The sequence below is a fragment of the Shewanella sp. 10N.286.52.E4 genome, from assembly GCF_041468785.1.
Classification (GTDB): Bacteria; Pseudomonadota; Gammaproteobacteria; order Enterobacterales; family Shewanellaceae; genus Shewanella; species Shewanella electrodiphila.
On sequence record NZ_JBFRJJ010000022.1, the window covers coordinates 70,885 to 87,761 of the forward strand.

Annotated in this window: 16 protein-coding genes; all 16 read right to left on the reverse strand. The window is 34.9% G+C overall.

Going from position 1 to position 16,877, the window contains the following annotated elements:
- Window positions 1–48: 48 nt before the first annotated feature.
- The 16 genes from gmd to rfaH all read right to left on the reverse strand — a co-directional run bounded on the left by gmd (window position 49) and on the right by rfaH (window position 16,745).
- The gene (gene gmd, locus AB4153_RS12015) at window positions 49–1,173 is read right to left on the reverse strand and encodes a GDP-mannose 4,6-dehydratase (protein WP_371997595.1); all 1,125 of its coding nucleotides are present in this window, start codon (window positions 1,171–1,173) and stop codon (window positions 49–51) included.
- A gap of 65 nt (window positions 1,174–1,238) precedes the next feature.
- A complete protein-coding gene (locus AB4153_RS12020; RefSeq protein WP_371997596.1) occupies window positions 1,239–1,775 on the reverse strand; it encodes a DapH/DapD/GlmU-related protein in 537 nt (178 codons plus the stop codon).
- A 3-nt stretch (window positions 1,776–1,778) separates the two neighbouring features.
- Window positions 1,779–3,068, reverse strand: a complete 1,290-nt coding sequence (locus AB4153_RS12025; protein ID WP_371997598.1) for a hypothetical protein — start codon at window positions 3,066–3,068, stop codon at window positions 1,779–1,781.
- Window positions 3,069–3,077: 9 nt separating this feature from the next.
- Window positions 3,078–4,088 (reverse strand): EpsG family protein, encoded by a 1,011-nt coding sequence (locus AB4153_RS12030; protein ID WP_371997599.1) that lies wholly within the window; start codon window positions 4,086–4,088, stop codon window positions 3,078–3,080.
- On the reverse strand, window positions 4,089–5,201 hold the full coding sequence (locus AB4153_RS12035; RefSeq protein WP_371997600.1) for a hypothetical protein: 1,113 nt from the start codon (window positions 5,199–5,201) through the stop codon (window positions 4,089–4,091).
- Window positions 5,202–5,205: 4 nt separating this feature from the next.
- Window positions 5,206–6,108, reverse strand: a complete 903-nt coding sequence (locus AB4153_RS12040; protein WP_371997601.1) for a glycosyltransferase family 2 protein — start codon at window positions 6,106–6,108, stop codon at window positions 5,206–5,208.
- On the reverse strand, window positions 6,089–6,910 hold the full coding sequence (locus tag AB4153_RS12045; RefSeq protein WP_371997602.1) for a glycosyltransferase family 2 protein: 822 nt from the start codon (window positions 6,908–6,910) through the stop codon (window positions 6,089–6,091). Before AB4153_RS12045 ends, AB4153_RS12040 begins: the two co-directional genes overlap by 20 nt.
- Window positions 6,900–7,307: a hypothetical protein gene (locus tag AB4153_RS12050; protein WP_371997604.1), complete on the reverse strand. Its 408-nt coding sequence runs from the start codon at window positions 7,305–7,307 to the stop codon at window positions 6,900–6,902. Before AB4153_RS12050 ends, AB4153_RS12045 begins: the two co-directional genes overlap by 11 nt.
- Complete coding sequence (locus tag AB4153_RS12055) at window positions 7,288–8,493, reverse strand: oligosaccharide flippase family protein (RefSeq protein WP_371997606.1); 1,206 nt, start codon at window positions 8,491–8,493, stop codon at window positions 7,288–7,290. Before AB4153_RS12055 ends, AB4153_RS12050 begins: the two co-directional genes overlap by 20 nt.
- Window positions 8,486–9,040, reverse strand: a complete 555-nt coding sequence (gene rfbC, locus AB4153_RS12060) for a dTDP-4-dehydrorhamnose 3,5-epimerase (RefSeq protein WP_371997608.1) — start codon at window positions 9,038–9,040, stop codon at window positions 8,486–8,488. The genes AB4153_RS12055 and rfbC overlap by 8 nt, the downstream gene beginning before the upstream one ends.
- Window positions 9,041–9,044: 4 nt before the next feature.
- Complete coding sequence (rfbD, locus tag AB4153_RS12065; RefSeq protein ID WP_371997609.1) at window positions 9,045–9,926, reverse strand: dTDP-4-dehydrorhamnose reductase; 882 nt, start codon at window positions 9,924–9,926, stop codon at window positions 9,045–9,047.
- Window positions 9,926–10,813: a glucose-1-phosphate thymidylyltransferase RfbA gene (gene rfbA, locus AB4153_RS12070; protein WP_371997610.1), complete on the reverse strand. Its 888-nt coding sequence runs from the start codon at window positions 10,811–10,813 to the stop codon at window positions 9,926–9,928. Before rfbA ends, rfbD begins: the two co-directional genes overlap by 1 nt.
- 48 nt (window positions 10,814–10,861) lie before the next feature.
- Window positions 10,862–11,938 carry a dTDP-glucose 4,6-dehydratase gene (gene rfbB / locus AB4153_RS12075; RefSeq protein ID WP_371997611.1) on the reverse strand — a complete coding sequence of 359 codons (1,077 nt, stop codon included), beginning with the start codon at window positions 11,936–11,938 and terminating at the stop codon, window positions 10,862–10,864.
- Between the two features lie 226 nt (window positions 11,939–12,164).
- The gene (locus AB4153_RS12080; protein WP_371997613.1) at window positions 12,165–13,127 is read right to left on the reverse strand and encodes a Wzz/FepE/Etk N-terminal domain-containing protein; all 963 of its coding nucleotides are present in this window, start codon (window positions 13,125–13,127) and stop codon (window positions 12,165–12,167) included.
- Window positions 13,128–13,224: 97 nt separating this feature from the next.
- On the reverse strand, window positions 13,225–15,711 hold the full coding sequence (locus AB4153_RS12085; protein ID WP_408019744.1) for an SLBB domain-containing protein: 2,487 nt from the start codon (window positions 15,709–15,711) through the stop codon (window positions 13,225–13,227).
- Window positions 15,712–16,253: 542 nt separating this feature from the next.
- On the reverse strand, window positions 16,254–16,745 hold the full coding sequence (gene rfaH / locus AB4153_RS12090) for a transcription/translation regulatory transformer protein RfaH (protein ID WP_371997616.1): 492 nt from the start codon (window positions 16,743–16,745) through the stop codon (window positions 16,254–16,256).
- Window positions 16,746–16,877 lie beyond the last annotated feature (132 nt).

Here is a 16,877-nt window from a genome sequence, read left to right on the forward strand (position 1 = left end):
TAAGTATTTCTCTGTAACCTCAATGTTCTCTGTGGTTAATATTATTCTTTAGCCTTGGTTTTCGATTGACACTGTAACATTATGACCATGCGCTTTAAGCAAGGCGTGCTGCTTAGCTTTATCAAGATCGTTTGCCACCATTTCAGCACACATCTCTTCAACTGTGATTTGTGGTACCCAACCGAGTTTTTCTTTTGCTTTCGAAGGGTCACCCAGTAGCGTTTCGACTTCAGCAGGACGGAAGTAACGAGGATCAACACGCACAATTACATCACCAACTTTTAATGCTGGTGCATTATCGCCAGTAATAGCAGTGATAGTTGCAATTTCATCAATGCCTTCACCGCTAAACTCAAGTTTAATACCAGCTTCTTTTGCAGATAATGAAACAAATTCACGTACAGAAATTTGCTTACCTGTTGCGATTACAAAATCATCAGCAGTTTCTTGCTGCAACATCATCCACTGCATGCGAACGTAGTCTTTAGCATGTCCCCAGTCACGCAGTGCATCCATATTACCAAGGTATAAGCATTTTTCTAAACCTTGAGATATATTAGCGATTGCACGGGTGATTTTGCGTGTTACAAAGGTTTCACCACGTCGCGGTGACTCATGATTAAATAGAATACCATTACAAGCATACATACCATAAGATTCACGGTAGTTAACCACGATCCAGTAGGCATACATTTTAGCGACTGCATAAGGTGAACGAGGGTGAAATGGTGTTGTTTCTTTTTGTGGAATTTCTTGAACTTCACCATATAACTCAGAAGTCGAAGCTTGATAAAATTTTGTTTTCTTTTCCAAGCCTAAAAAGCGAATCGCTTCCAATAATCGCAAAGTTCCAATTGCATCAACATCTGCAGTATATTCAGGACATTCAAAAGAAACAGCGACGTGTGACTGTGCCCCTAAGTTATAAACTTCGTCAGGCTGCACATCTTTAATAATACGGGTTAAGTTAGAAGAATCGGTTAAATCACCATAGTGCAGAAAGAAACGCGGATTTTCTTCATGGCTATCTTGGTAGATATGATCGACTCTTTCAGTATTAAGCGATGAAGAACGACGCTTAATACCGTGAACTTCGTAACCTTTTTCTAACAACAATTCAGCAAGGTATGAGCCATCTTGCCCTGTAATACCCGTAATTAATGCAACTTTCATATGATAAAATCTCTTTTGTCTATTTAAACTTTTGTTAAATCTCAAATATTAATGCGTAGCAATGCTCATATAAATCGTTTAGATATTACTTTTGCTGGTACCCCAGCTAATACAGAGTTACATGGCATTGATTTAGTAACAACACTATTGGCACCAACAACGCAATTTGAACCGATAATTACGCCCTTTAAAATGCAGACCCCCTCACCTATCCAAGTGTTCTCGCCGATAATAACCTCTTGTGATTTTAACGGCCAATCTATGGGTTTATCTTGTACATTACTAAAGTCATGATCATGATCTGTGATGTATACTCTAGAAGCTATTAAACAGTTAGCACCAACTGTTATTTTTTGTGAACATGCAAGATGACAATGATCATTTATTTGAACATTCTCACCAATCGTTAACAAACCGCCACCATAAACATCAATTCTATTATTGAAACCTATTGTTAGTCCTTTATGGTAATTGAAGACTCCTATAGTCCTTAGCCTAAATGGAAATCGAATAAGTCTAGCCTTAGGGTAAAAAACTTTCGTAAGTATTAAGCATAAGGATAAATATATTGCATGAAAAAATCCATAACCACTAAAGCGCATCAGTTAACTCCTTAAAAAATCTAAAACATCTAATGCTACTAATTGTCTAGACATTTTTTTGATATATTCGACATTTGGTTTAACATTTAATGTAGTTAGATAGTTTACATCTAGAACTCGAAGTAAACTTTCGACTGAAGAATCATGGTTTAGCAATAGTCCACTCTTATTAAGTAACTCGATGAACTCTGAATTTTTACTACCTATGGCAATTATAGGTCTAAGACTAGCCATATATTCATAAATTTTAGTTGGAACTAAGCCATTAGCAATTATGTTTTCAGAGTCAGTACTTTCTACGACTAGATTTATCATAGATTTTTTCATCAAACTTATGGCGTCTGAGTAATGTAGGTCCCCCCTCAAAAAAACTTTTGACTTTAACTCCGGATATTTATTAACATACTCAAGAACAAGAGAGCAACTTCCAAAAAAGTTAATTTCCACACTCAAGTTCTTAACTCGAATTAATTCCAATAAAACTAATGGAAACCTTTCTTTATGTTCTACAGTACCAAAGTAATTTAAACTTATCACGTTAGAATTCATATTTAAAACACTGTTAGCATCATAAACAGTGTCTAAACGAAACATTTCAACATCAAACCCGTTCCTTGCCAAAAAAACATTTGAATTAAACCTACTATAATAGTCTTTCCAAACATGCGAGACGGTAATAACACCTGAAGCATTGGAACATAACCATCTATCTATCCCAGTCTCAATTTTAGAAAATAAAGAAGAAAACATGTGATTACTCGAAAATGGATCTCTATAATCTAAATACAATGGGATTTTATATTTTTTTGAAAGCACAACTGATAATAAGTGAGATGGCCAAGGTGGTGCTGTGCTTATAATAACTGTTGATTTATTTATAGCTACATCTGAAAAAACAAATTTGTATCGGTCAAAAAAAACTGAAATGCAATTAAACAATATATTTGGCAATCTATTATCTAATAACTGACCAAATATTGGGTTGACAACCTTCCTTTTAAAACGAACCATCAATGTTCTAATAAAGTTAGAATTAAATTCTTGGGTATCTACATTATCTTCATCAATTTCATTTTCAAATAAAACATCATTGGCTGACAGGAAATCAAAATGAACAACCTTGACTTTTGAATCTACAACAGAAAGATTCCCATTATCAATATTTCTTTTTGGTGTAATAATAGTTACATCCAATCCAAGATTTGTATAATAATTCGCCCAAAATAAAACTCGCCTTACTCCGACATTTGTTTCAGGTGGAAAGTAATGACAAATAAAAATTATTTTTTGCATGTTTTACCTTTAAATAAATGGCTTACCATAAGGATTACCAGAACTGACAACTAAAAAGAAATTAACTAAATATGGAACAAGAATAACAAATAAAACAAACTTTGGTATATTTCGTTTCGGTTTAGTCAACGGGGGCAATAAACATAAGGTTAAAACACATATTTTAATTAACCTTAGCACACCCATTGATATTGAAGTTGCTATAAACAACCCAATGCAAATGCATAATATAATTAGAAAATCAATTGCCATTTGTTTGTAACTATCTCTATTATAAAAACTAGCCACAGCAGATAAGCAAAATATAATATAAATATCCGAGAGCCCACTAAAAAAACTTCGCGTTTTCAACTCTGAATAAGCATCCATTTTGTCGTTTAATCTTGGTATATTTTCTAAAATAAAACTTTGACCATAGATAAAAACAAAAAACAAAATAGCGCCTAACAAAATATAAACTATCATTTTAGGTGAAATTTTAAGTTTTATTTTGCTCAAGTAAAAACGAAGTAATATCATTATCAAACTAGAGACATGAAATAAAAAAGAAACAAAATATAAGGGATGTTTTGTTTTATTAGAAGTAGTAGCTATTATAAAAAACAAATAACACATGGATACTCTTAAAGTATTTGTAAGTCCATCAATAAAAAAAACCACACCAACCGTCAGTAAAAAAACTTTATACTCTTTGAATCTACAGCAAATGGTAAAATAAAGTAAAACAAAAATTATCGCATATACAAAAGCGAAACTTTCGTAATCACCACCGACAAAATGAACCCCTTTCATTATTAAAGGTAACCCTGGTTCATTAAAAAAGTTTAAAAAATTATCGAAGTTTTTTTCGATAAATTGAAATCTCGTATAATAATTTTCAGTATCTGAACCAGAATTACCACGGTACGCACTGAAGAATACAAAAGGAATCAATGATATAAACTTAATTGAATTACTTATCTTATCGCAATTATAAGAAATAATTAGGCACCAAGAAATGGCTGCGAAATAAACAAGCATTTATTTCTCACCTAATGAAATAGATAACCTCTTTGCAACAATGGAAATTCCCAAAGCATCTCTACCTTTTACTATATTACTTGTTAAAGCGGAATATTTTTCTGAGCCCTTCACCACTTCAAAAACATCTAATAAATCTTGAAATCTTTGATAATACAAAGTACCTTTATTTAAATCAATTAAATTTTCAAACTCTTGATTGACTATTAAAGGTATCCCGTATTCAGCCATTAAATAACTAATCCCTGAGTCTTTACTTCCGCCATACACTTCCCCCCTATAGTTCACATTAACATAGGAAAAAATAACATCAGCATCAGTCATTATATCGTCAAAGACTGTTGTCTTTATATAACTTTCAAAAAATTGAATATTTCTGACCTTCTTTACATCAACATAAATTGGGTCATTACGGTCAATTTTCCCTAAAAGAATGAAATTCAGAGATTCGTTTCGCTTTGCCAATTCAATAAAATATTTATAGTCTTTTTTATTTGAGTTAACGACACCTGGATAAACAATATTGAACGATGTTTTTTCTAGTTTCTTTGTTAAACTTACAGGTTTATGAACCATTGAAAATGGTACCACTAAAACAGGTTTAGTCATTTCATAATTCGTTGCAATATATTTTCTCATATTGTCACTATTGACTAATAAATAATCAACATTAAACAAGATAAATTTTCTAATCAATTTAACCAAAAATCGCTTCAACAGAAAAATCTTAGCAACAAATCTAAACTTACCAGAATATGAAATATGTTCAGTTGCTTTATTAAAAGGTTGTAACCAAGAATTTACATTATGTATAGAAAGTATAGTTTTATTCGGTAACAAAGATAAAAGACAAAAAGTGAAGAACTTAGCTTGAACCGTATTAAAAACTATAACATCAGAACTTACAATTAATTTTAAGTGACCAAGAAGTGAAAAAAAACTGTTTACACAACAGGTATTCGCTGACTTAACATTTGTTTTTATAATATTTCTTTCAACATCTTCAGAGTAAATTAGATTACATTTCCAATTATTCTTAAAACAGATATCAACCCAATTATAAAGCATTGAAGAATGGTTTGGTGTAGTCAACTCAATGACAGTTACTTTCATAAAATCAACCTTTTTTCACACATCTATGAAAATATCCAGCAAAGATATAAAAAAACCTATTTATTCGTTTGCGAAAGATATCTTTAAGGAGTAATTTAATTGGTGTCTTTGATAAAATCTTTACCAACAACATAATTTTTTTATTTTTTATACAATATTTAACATGTTTAGTGCCAGCTCTTAATATATAATTTTCCTCTAGAGATTGCCAAAATCCCTCTGGAAATACCTTACTGCATTTTGACTTCCAAATAGAAATAGATTTTTTAGTTTTAATTATTCTTGATTCGAACTGAGTCGTCATTCTTAAACAACTAGGATCAGTATTTTCTTCAACCAAACACTCATTCAACCAAATAACGCTGAAATCGCATAAAGCAAAAGAAAACCATAAATCATGATCAACACCACTTTCTATTCTTGAATCATATCCTCCAACGGTTCTTATATCGACAGTTTTATAAAACTGCGCTCCTACTGGAGGAGTAAATCCAGCTAACATTAATTCTTTAAGATTTGAAGTAAACGACGTAATTGGTAATTCTAGTTTTTGTGAACAATAAATAGTATCTACATGTTCATCATTATAGAGGGATAGCATTCTTTGTAAATAATTATGATTCCAGATATCATCATCATCAATAAAACTAAAGAATTGTCCTTCTGCCATTTCTATAGCATAATTTCTACCAAACACCAATCCTTTATTAGTAGAGTTTCTAAAATATTTTATTCTATTATCTTTAATTGCAGCTATTTTTTCTTGAGTATTATCAGTAGAACAGTCATCAATTATTAAAATTTCAAATGATGAAATAGACTGAGACAAAACCGATGTTACACACTTAACCAATAACTCGCTTCTATTATAAGTATTGATACAAACACTAATTAATACCTCTTTCACTTATTAACCTCTTTAAATAAAGACGAACAATCTTAAAACAACCTGACAAAACATTCCTAACTCTTCTGTATAACGCTTCAAAATTCATTAAGTAATACCCTTTATATTTATATAAAGTCATAGCATTACTTTCAAGATTTTTGATCAAACCATTCATTGAGTTATTGTCAGTTATTTTATCATTGGCTACAACTAAATAATCAATTGTAGGTTCATGATCAAACTCTATATCATATCCAGCCAACAATATCCTTCGATAGAGGTCACTATCAATTCCTCTTCTAAAATTAAAATCAAATCCACCAGATTTTAATAAAAGGCTTTTTCTGCAGGTAGATGTCGATGGATATATAATTCCATTCATTTTCATTAAATGGTTTTTAACATCATCAGGCCAAGCAATATCTTTTTTTATTCTACTCCCTTCACTAACTTCATATACTGTAGAACAGACCACAGCAATGTTTTCTACCTCGTTTAACTTTGCAACATGTCTTCGAGTTTTATCAGTATCAATAAGAATATCATCATCATCAAGAAATGCGACAAATTCAGAAGTAGTATTCTCTAATGCTATTTGCCTTGACCGTGCTAACCCAAAATTTTGTTTATTCCTAATATATTCAATATTAGGATATTTAAACTTAATCACCTCAGATAGATCTTTAATTGAACAATCATCTACGACTACAATGCTCAGATTTGAGTAATTTTGTTTATAAATACTATCAATGGCATTATATAGCTTAATTTCTCGATTAAATGTATTAACGATATAAGTTACTTTGGGTTCATTTAGCATATTTAATCAAACTCTTCTCATTAACAACCAATGCATTCGCAGGTACGTTAAAATCAACAAATGTTCCAGCACCAATTTTAGCGCCTTCTCCAATACAGATATCCCCTACAATAACTGCATTTACACCTATAAAAACATTATTACTAATCGTAGGTCCCTTTAAGTCACCTAAGGTTTTTATACCTATTGTAACATTTTGCATTATTGTACAATTCTCACCAATACAAACCCCATTACTTTTGCCAACTACAATTCCAATTGGGTGCGGTATTTTTGTTGTTAAAGGTAAGTTCCTCGATATAACACAACTGGTAATAAATCTAGGATCTTTATATCTTAAACATAATTTAGTAGTGTAATATAGTGGCAGAATTAGTTTATTCCATATTAATTTCATCAAGTGTCCTAATCATATATAACCAAACAAACAGTGAAAAGATATTAGCTATTAATAGGGACCATGCGGCACCTATGCCACCATATTGATTAACCATTGGTATACAGAGAAAAATAATTACGGCCCCCCTAACCACTTCAACAATAAACTTATAATTGGGTTTTTTATTGGCCAAAAAGTACCCATCCACTTTAATACCATTAACACAGAATGCAATAGCTAGTATAGATATAATACTAGTGGAACTATCCCATTTAGCACCAATAAATTCTACAACAATGAAGGGCAAGGTGTAATACATTAATATAGCCAGAATTATTCCCACTAAAAAAAGACAAGCAACAACTTGTTTTTTTCGTAAACCATGCCCTCCTTTCGAAAGAATTGGAAACAGCGCACTATTAATTGATTTAATTGGACCACCTAATACACCATTAACTACTGAGTAAGCAAATCCATAATATCCCAGTTCCTCCAAGCTAACATTAATAGATAAAACTAAATTATCAAATCTATTTGTAAAATAGAAAACAATACCACTAGCTAAAATCCATTTACCATACCTAAACTGTTTTAGTGCAACATCTTTATTAAATGTAAAATTTGGTTTTACACTATAAAAAAAATAAGACAGAAAACTCGAAGCTAAACTTCTAATTAATAGGCCATATATTACCCCCAAATAACTTTTAAAATGAAGAACAAGTAAAATAGAAGAAATACAATATATAAGACTTGAAAAAAAACTTATTTTAACTGTAACTTTATATTCTAAATTCTTTCTAGCTAAATATAATTTTGGGCTGGCTATGGACTCAAAAATAAAAGAAACCGAGATTATTACAATCATTAGCTCGAGTCTAGGTTCATTGTATGCTGAGACTAAATATGGTATTGAAACCAAACTAATTATACAAAGTACAATACCTTTAATAAAATCGAGAGTCCAAGCAACTTGCTCTTGCAAATTTTGGTTAGGCAGAATACTTTGAGATATTAAATACTCCTTAAACCCTAACTGTTTTAATGACTCCAACATACTAGTAAACAACATAGAAATGGCTATCAGACCAAAATCTTCTGCAGTAAGAATTTTACCATTTACAATTGTAACTAATGCCGAAAAGATAACGACTATGTAGCTAGACAAAGCGAAATAGGAGCTTCCTTTAAGTAAGTTAATCATTTTTATTTGTATATTCTTGGAAACTCATAGCGTTTTCATCTTTATTTGATAAAATAATAGGAATATTATTAATAGGCCAATCTATATTTATGACTATATCATTCCAAATGATACTAATTTCACTGTCCGGCTTATAGTAATCAGTACATTTATAAACGAACTCAGCTTCATCACTGGTGACATAGAATCCATGCGCAAAACCTTCAGGCACCCATAGTTGACGTTTATTATCTGCAGAAAGATATTCCCCAACCCATTGACCGCACGTCGGAGAGCCCTTTCTAATATCAACTGCCACATCAAAAACTTCTCCAGAAACTACACGTACTAGTTTTCCTTGAGTATTTTCAGTTTGATAATGTAAGCCCCGCAAGATCCCTTTCTTTGACTTAGAGTGATTATCTTGTACAAATTGGGTTGGTTTACCTGTTACTAATTCTTCAAATTGCTTTTTATTCCAGGTTTCCATAAAAAAGCCGCGCTCATCACCGTATACACTAGGCTCTATAATTTTAACATCAGGAATACGGGTATCTATAACTTTCATGCTCTTATCCTGTATATGCTTGAATATTTTTCAATGCTACTTTCCAATTACTTGCTTCAATAGAAAATGCATTGTTGATTTTTTCTGTACTTAAACAAGAGTTACTTGGACGCTTTGCTGGTGTAGGGTATTGCTCGGTCGTAATGCTAGTCAAAATCGGCTTTTTGTTGATCAGGCCCTGTTTAACTGCGGTATCAAAGATAGACTCAGCAAACTGGAACCAGCTAACATGCGGTAATCCCGAAAAATGGTAAACACCATATTGAATAGAATCGCCTTGAGTTATACGCTTAGCAATTTGAATTAATGCTTCTGCAATATCCCCAGCATAAGTAGGCCCACCATACTGATCTCCGACAATATTAAGTGCGTGCCGAGTTGCGCCTAAACGCAGCATGGTTTTTACAAAGTTATTGCCGTTTTCTCCAAACACCCAGGCTGTGCGAAGAATTACGTGTTTATCGCACGCTTCTGCTACAGCTACCTCGCCAGCTAGCTTACTTTCGCCATACACACCTTGTGGATTGGTATTGTCGCTTTCAACATACTCACCCACTTTATTACCTTCGAACACATAATCTGTCGATATATGGAGTATTGCTGCTCCTACATCATGTGCAGCTTGTGCTAGAAATTTGGGTCCATAACGATTTATTGCATAAGAGAGTTCAACTTCCTCTTCTGCTTTATCAACCTCGGTATGTGCTGCGGCATTAATGATGATGTTTGGTTGAAACTCAGCAACGGCTGCTTTTACTGCATCTTGATCGGTAATGTCAAGATCATTTCTATCGACAGCGAGTACAGTTGTATTTTGAATATTGCTTAGACGCTCAGTAAGGCAGTTACCGACTTGCCCATGGCTTCCTGTGATCAATACACGCATTAGCTTGCTGCCTTTTTCTTATGTTCATTTACTAAACGAGACAAATATTGGCCGTATTCATTCTTCATCATCGGTTTTGCTAGTGTCAACACTTGCTCATCACTCAACCAGCCATTACGCCATGCAATTTCTTCCAAGCATGCCACTTTTAGGCCTTGAACATTCTCAATGGTTTGGACAAAAGAAGAGGCTTCATGAAGGCTTTCATGAGTGCCAGTATCTAACCACGCAAAACCACGACCTAATAACTCAACGTTCAATATCCCATCATGAAGGTACATTTCATTTAGAGTGGTAATTTCAAGCTCACCACGATGAGAAGGTTTGACTTGCTTTGCCATTTCAACGACACGATTGTCGTAAAAATAAAGACCAGTAACAGCATAGTTTGATTTTGGTATATCAGGCTTCTCTTCAATCGATATAGCTTTCATATCAGCATCAAATTCAACCACCCCGAAACGCTCAGGGTCTTTAACTTGGTAGCCAAACACAGTGGCTCCAGACTCACGCGAAGCTGCATTTTTTAATGTTTTTGAAAAAGACTGACCATAGAAAATATTGTCGCCAAGCACTAAACAAACGCTGTCATCACCAATAAACTCTTCACCAATAATAAAAGCTTGTGCTAATCCATCTGGGCTTGGTTGAATGGCATACTCAAGGTTAATACCAAAATCAGAACCATCTCCCAATAACCGTCTAAAGCCGGCATTATCTTCTGGAGTGGTGATAATTAAGATATCTTTAATGCCTGCTAGCATCAAAGTTGAAATAGGGTAAAAAACCATTGGTTTATCATAGATAGGTAACAACTGTTTTGACACGCCGCGTGTTAATGGGTATAAACGAGTGCCTGAACCACCTGCTAAAATAATACCTTTCATAAATCCTCAACTCTTATATGGTAGACATACTTAAAATAAAATAACTAATTAAGCATTAATGCCTAAACGCTCTCTTTGATAACTACCATCTTGAACATGCTTACACCAAGTTTCATTACTTAAATACCACTCGATAGTTTTACGTAATCCGGTTTCAAAAGTTTCTTCAGGATCCCAATTTAGCTCTTTGCTCATTTTTGTAGCATCGATTGCATAGCGGCGATCATGACCTGGTCTATCGGTCACATATGTAATTTGCTCGGCATAAGCCGAATCTTTAGGTACTAATGCGTCTAAAATAGAACATATCGTCTTGACTACTTCAATATTCTGCTTTTCATTGTGACCACCAATATTATAGGTTTCGCCAATTTTACCTACAGTGACCACTTTATATAATGCACGCGCGTGATCTTCGACATATAACCAATCGCGAATTTGATCACCTTTACCATAAATAGGCAAATCCTTACCTTCTAGCGCATTTAGAATAACCAATGGGATCAGCTTTTCTGGGAAGTGGTATGGACCGTAGTTATTAGAGCAGTTGGTGACGATAGTTGGTAAACCATAGGTACGTAACCAAGAACGTACTAAATGGTCACTTGATGCTTTAGACGCAGAATAAGGGCTACTTGGCGCGTATGGGGTTGTTTCAGTGAATAAGGTTAATTCATCTGCACTTTGAACCTCGTCAGGATGAGGTAAGTCGCCATATACTTCATCAGTAGAGATATGATGAAAACGAAATGCTTTTTTAGCTTCATCTGATAATTCGTTCCAATATGCACGAGTGGCTTCAAGCAGGGTATAAGTGCCAAGTATATTGGTTTGAATGAAGTCGGATGGACCAGTGATTGATCGATCTACATGAGACTCTGCCGCCAGATGCATCACCGCGTCAGGTTTGTGCTCTTTAAATATACGTTCAAGTTCTACAGCATCACAAATATCAACTTGCTCAAATGAATAACGCGCGTCATTTTCAATGCTAATTAATGATTCTAGATTGCCTGCGTAAGTTAATTTATCAACATTAATAACGCTATCTTGAGTGTTTTTGATAATATGACGAACTACCGCAGAGCCAATAAAGCCTGCACCACCGGTGACAAGAATTTTCATTTTTTACTACCAAAATCGATGAATTTAACCACAAGAAATGGTTATCTTTGAGTGATAAATACTGAAGAGTTACACTTTTCTTTCTCAGCCTTTAAAACCAAGCTGAGACACTTTTTATTCATTTTGAGACAGCGGTATCGCCGCTATCCCTTGTAAAGCATCGGTTTCACTGTTTTTCTTAAAACAGTCCCAATAGGCTCTTTTTTTTCTTTTTTCTTTTCTTTGTTTAATCTTCTTTTCTAACGAAATGCCTGATTAAAACAATCATTACCGCTAACATGCCGCCTAACATTGTGCCTAATACACAAATCAAGGCTCGTTTAGGGCCAGCTTTTTCTTCTGGCACTAATGCTGGATCAATGGTCTTAAATACATATTCATCACGCACTTCAGCAAACATAATAGTTTTAGTTTGCTCTTCGATTAACTGATATAGAATAGTACGGATATCGGCCACGTTTGTTTGTGCAATTTGGTTCTGTAAAAATTCCGTGCTGCGCTGAGCTTCGGCAACATCTCGTTGCTTCATCTCTAAATTAATATCTTCAATTAACCATGTGACCCATTGCTGGGCAACTGTAGGTGATAAATGCTCAACAGCAACTTTAACCATGCCAGTTTCTTTATCAGTACTTATTGATATTAACTGACTAAATTCTTTAAATGCCTCTTGCATTGATGGCTCAGGTTTAAATGGTGCCTCAACTTTCCTCACCCATTCTTGATTTTGAGCATCATATAATTCTGGGGCATATGATATAGAATCCGCTTCCATGTTCCACTTTTCTGCGGCCATCAAATCAGCGAGAATTTTATGTTTTTGAATAAACTCGCTAGTGAATTGACGAGATTTAGCCACTTCGATAGCCATTTGTGTTTTATCAACACCGCCACCGCCGCCTAAATTTATCCCCGCCATACTAGCAAGGCCGCCAAACTGACCAGCGAGCGCTGATAAGCCGCCACTTTGCTCTGAATCTGCTGGAGATAACAATGCCTCTGATTTATAGGTATTTGGCTGACTTAAAGCAAATAAAACAGAGCCAACTGCAAAGACAGCAGTTACAGCAATAATTAACCATTTCCCTTGCCAAATAACGGCAAACAGTTCTCTTAAATCAATTTCGTCATCATTAGTGTTTTGAGAAAACTGAGCATCTTGTTTATATGTTTCTATATCATTTGACATTTAACGCTTGTCTCATTATTAACTTTTAAAGAAAAGTAAGTGCAGTTAAGCAACAGCACTTACTCAAGACTATTGGTAATCAGAAGCCAAATCTTTTCTACAGGGTTGATATGGTCGCAACAGCAATCGCACTATTGTAGATAATCGTTGTCACCTGAGTCCAAAGCGTTAAGTTATCTTTATATTCAGTATCAAGTGGAACGATAATTGTGTCACCAGCTTCAATTTCAGCATTAGCACCAAACCAAAAATTACTCGATGGCATATCAACCGAACCGTCAGCTTTAATAATGTATGTTCTACCATCATCAGCTCGTTTACGTGGGCCGCCAGCAAGTTCCATATATTGGCTAAAGGTAATGCCTTTTTTGTATCTATGAGTACTCGGGTGCTGCACTTGCCCCATAACTGATACGGTCTGATTTTTAGCTGGAATATAAAGTTTATCAGCAGACTCTAAATCTAAATCAGCGTCTTCGATTCCGAGTTGGATAGCAGTAATATCAACGACAAGACGACCAACTACTTCAACATTCTCAAGTTCTTTAAGCATGAGCTGAGCATCATTATAATTTAACACTCCACCGTCTTTAGTTAAGGCTTTAGCTGCAATTTCACGACGCAAATCATTTGACAGCATTTGCAGTTCTCTTTGTTCTTTTTCTTTAATCGACTCTCGTAAAAAGACTGCACTTCTTGGTGCTGCATCATCGGTTAAACCGCCAGCTCGAGCTATGACATCTTTTAATGACTCTCCACGTTGAATACTGTACGTACCAGGAAACTTAACTTCTCCTTTAATATCAACCCAACGAGTTTCTTGCCAATCTGGGAGTGTACGCACAGTTAAAATATCGCGGCTCTGTAATGCAATATTAGAACTAGTTACGTTATTAGAAACCTCATCTAAACTCAGCTGTATATGTTCAATCGATACACCGCTAGTTTCAGAAACGTTTTGTCTCGTTAACTCTGCTGCTAAGGTATAAGCGCCCTCTTCAAGGCCGCCTGCAGCAATTAATAGCTCTTGAATGTCTGCATTCACGGTTAAAGGGTATTGACCAGGAAAGCGAACATTTCCGTTAATATCAACTATTCTAGCAACATCACCATATCGGCTTTGTGTTTTTATTTTTTCAAGTACAGGCTCAAGTAATTTTTCTCTATCAGCGTAATCAAAAACAAGTAATGTATCTCTTGGTTGTAAGACTAAATCATGCTGAGAATCTTTTTGATTAATCGCTTTACTTAATGAGATTCGGTGCACTTCAATATCACCACGTTTATTAATCTCTCTGATCAACAAGCTATAATCTAAATCTGCTTCAATGGTCAAATCGCCCCACATAGAGGGTAAAAGGTCAGAAATACTTATTCCTGATGTCCACTGATATTTGCCTGCTCTGATTACTGCACCCGCAATAGTGATTACGTTGTCAACTCGTGAGCTTGCTGATCTTACATTTAATAAATCACCATTTTTAACGGGGATATTTAAACCAGAATCAGTGGTTAAATCGACACTTAAAACGGTTTTTTGAGCCTGCTTACTGTATCGCTCAACCGTACTTGCTCTTGGGTATGCTCCAGGATTTAAACCACTGGCCATGCGCAATACATCAGCCATTGTTTCATTATTTTTAAGCTCGTAGATCGCAGGGCGTCTAACTTCTCCCATCACACTGACATTTGCAACAGAGGAAGGAATGAATACAACATCTCCAGATTGTAGTCTTAAATCACCAGATGCATCGCCGCGCAAAAGTAGGTCATACAAATCTAACGAACCAATAGTTTTACCATTTCGTTTAACTTGAATGTTTCGTAAAGAGCCAATCTCATTAACGCCACCAGATACGAATAGTGCTTGTGTAATAGTAGATAGACTAGAAACCGTGTAAGAACCCGGCTTATATGAGTCGCCTGCTATAAAAATTCTAATCGAACGCAATTCACCCATTGAAATGCTGGCATTAATGCCAATCATGGTTTCATTAATTTTGGCATTCAATAGCTTTTTAACTTCGCTAAAAGACAATCCGACTAAAGAAATAGGTCCTAAATTTGGAAACTGGATTGCACCATCACGCCCTACAGTTAATGAGTACTGATTGCTCTCCTTTCCGTATAGCTGCACATTGATAGTGTCACCAGGGCCAACTTTATATTCTGCAGGTACAGGAGCATCAGAAACAGGTGCGAACGTCGTTGGTTCTCCAGCAAAAAGATCATATCCAAAACGTTTTAGTTGCTGTTTTTTTTCATCTTGAAGATCTTTTATTTGATCTTCTGTTTTAGTTTCTTGATTTAGTTCATCATCAGTTGATTGATCAACAACCTCATTGGTATCTTTTCTTTCATTAACAATTTGTGGTGTTTCTATGGGAGTGTTAGCGCTGCTGCTACCATTAAGCTGAGTAAGATCAACTCCGTATTGCTTTGCTAAGCGTTGTTGTTCAGAAGCTGGTAATGACTTGAACTGCTCGATCATTTGAGGAGAGGGAGTAACAGCTTGCACTGGTAAACTGATTAGTATTACAGCACTCATTGCTGCAATGGCTAAACTTTTCGTTTTTTGAAACACCTTTAAATCTCCAAGTAATGGCTTACGGGTTAACTTCATAAGAATTTGACTTAATAAATGAAACTGTTCATTCAATGCCTTTCAGGCATGCTACCGTTCCGCGTGGCGGTCAGGGCTTCCTTTGGCTTATAGCTTAATGAATGAAACTATTCATTCAATGCCTTTCAGGCACGCTACCGATCCGCGTGGTGGTCGGGACTCCCTTCGGCTTGTAGCTTAATGAATGAAACTATTCATTCAATGCCTTTCAGGCACGCTACCGCCCATAGATTGCGGCTTCTATATTGCCCGCCGAACAGTCGGCATTCATTTTTTAATTAAACAACTTACTAAAAATGACCATTAAGTATTAGTCACATTTAGTAAGTTCTCTCAATTTTGCGATGTACTATAGCTTATTTGATGAAGCATTTTTAATGTGAAACTGAATTTGTTTAGCTTGATTATCTAGCTTCTATTCATCAGCAACTGTCATAGTATTTACCAGTCCCGCAACAATGGCTGATGTCTCACAAAATTTATGGGCAATTTCTTACCAAGCTTTATATTTTTACAACGCTAGTATTATCCACACACATTCTTTTTTGCTGTCCCATTATGTTAAACAACACAAAACAGCGTTTTTCTGCATTTTTTTCTTCGAAAATGGCTTCTAAATCAACGAAAGGACCTTCAGTGAATTTCACTTTATCCCCGCTTTGCAATCCTTTATCAATTTCAGGCTTATGCTGCTGAACTCGATTTTTTATCCCTTGTATGATCCTGTCATCAATTGGAGTCATATCTTCACGACAACCAATTATTCTTGATGCACCGCGAGTTGAATGAATGCGGCTAACACTCACTTCTGTAGGGTCAAAATAAATGAATAAATAACAAGGGAATAGCGGAACTTCAACTAGCTTTGTTTTTCCTTGAGATATTTTCTCTTCTTGAATGATAGGTAAGTAGCTTTCAATCTGTTGCATGGCTAAATTTTGTTGTGCTCGTAATTCGTTACGAGGCTTACAATATAACAGATACCATGATTTCATCTTTAACTACTCTTTTATAATCCAATGGTGACTTCCTTTATCACCAGACTCGTAATTTTAGCAAAGGTGAAAGTGTAAAGAAATGGCTTTTAGTGTTTATGCTTATCAATTGATGAGATTTAATACACAAAA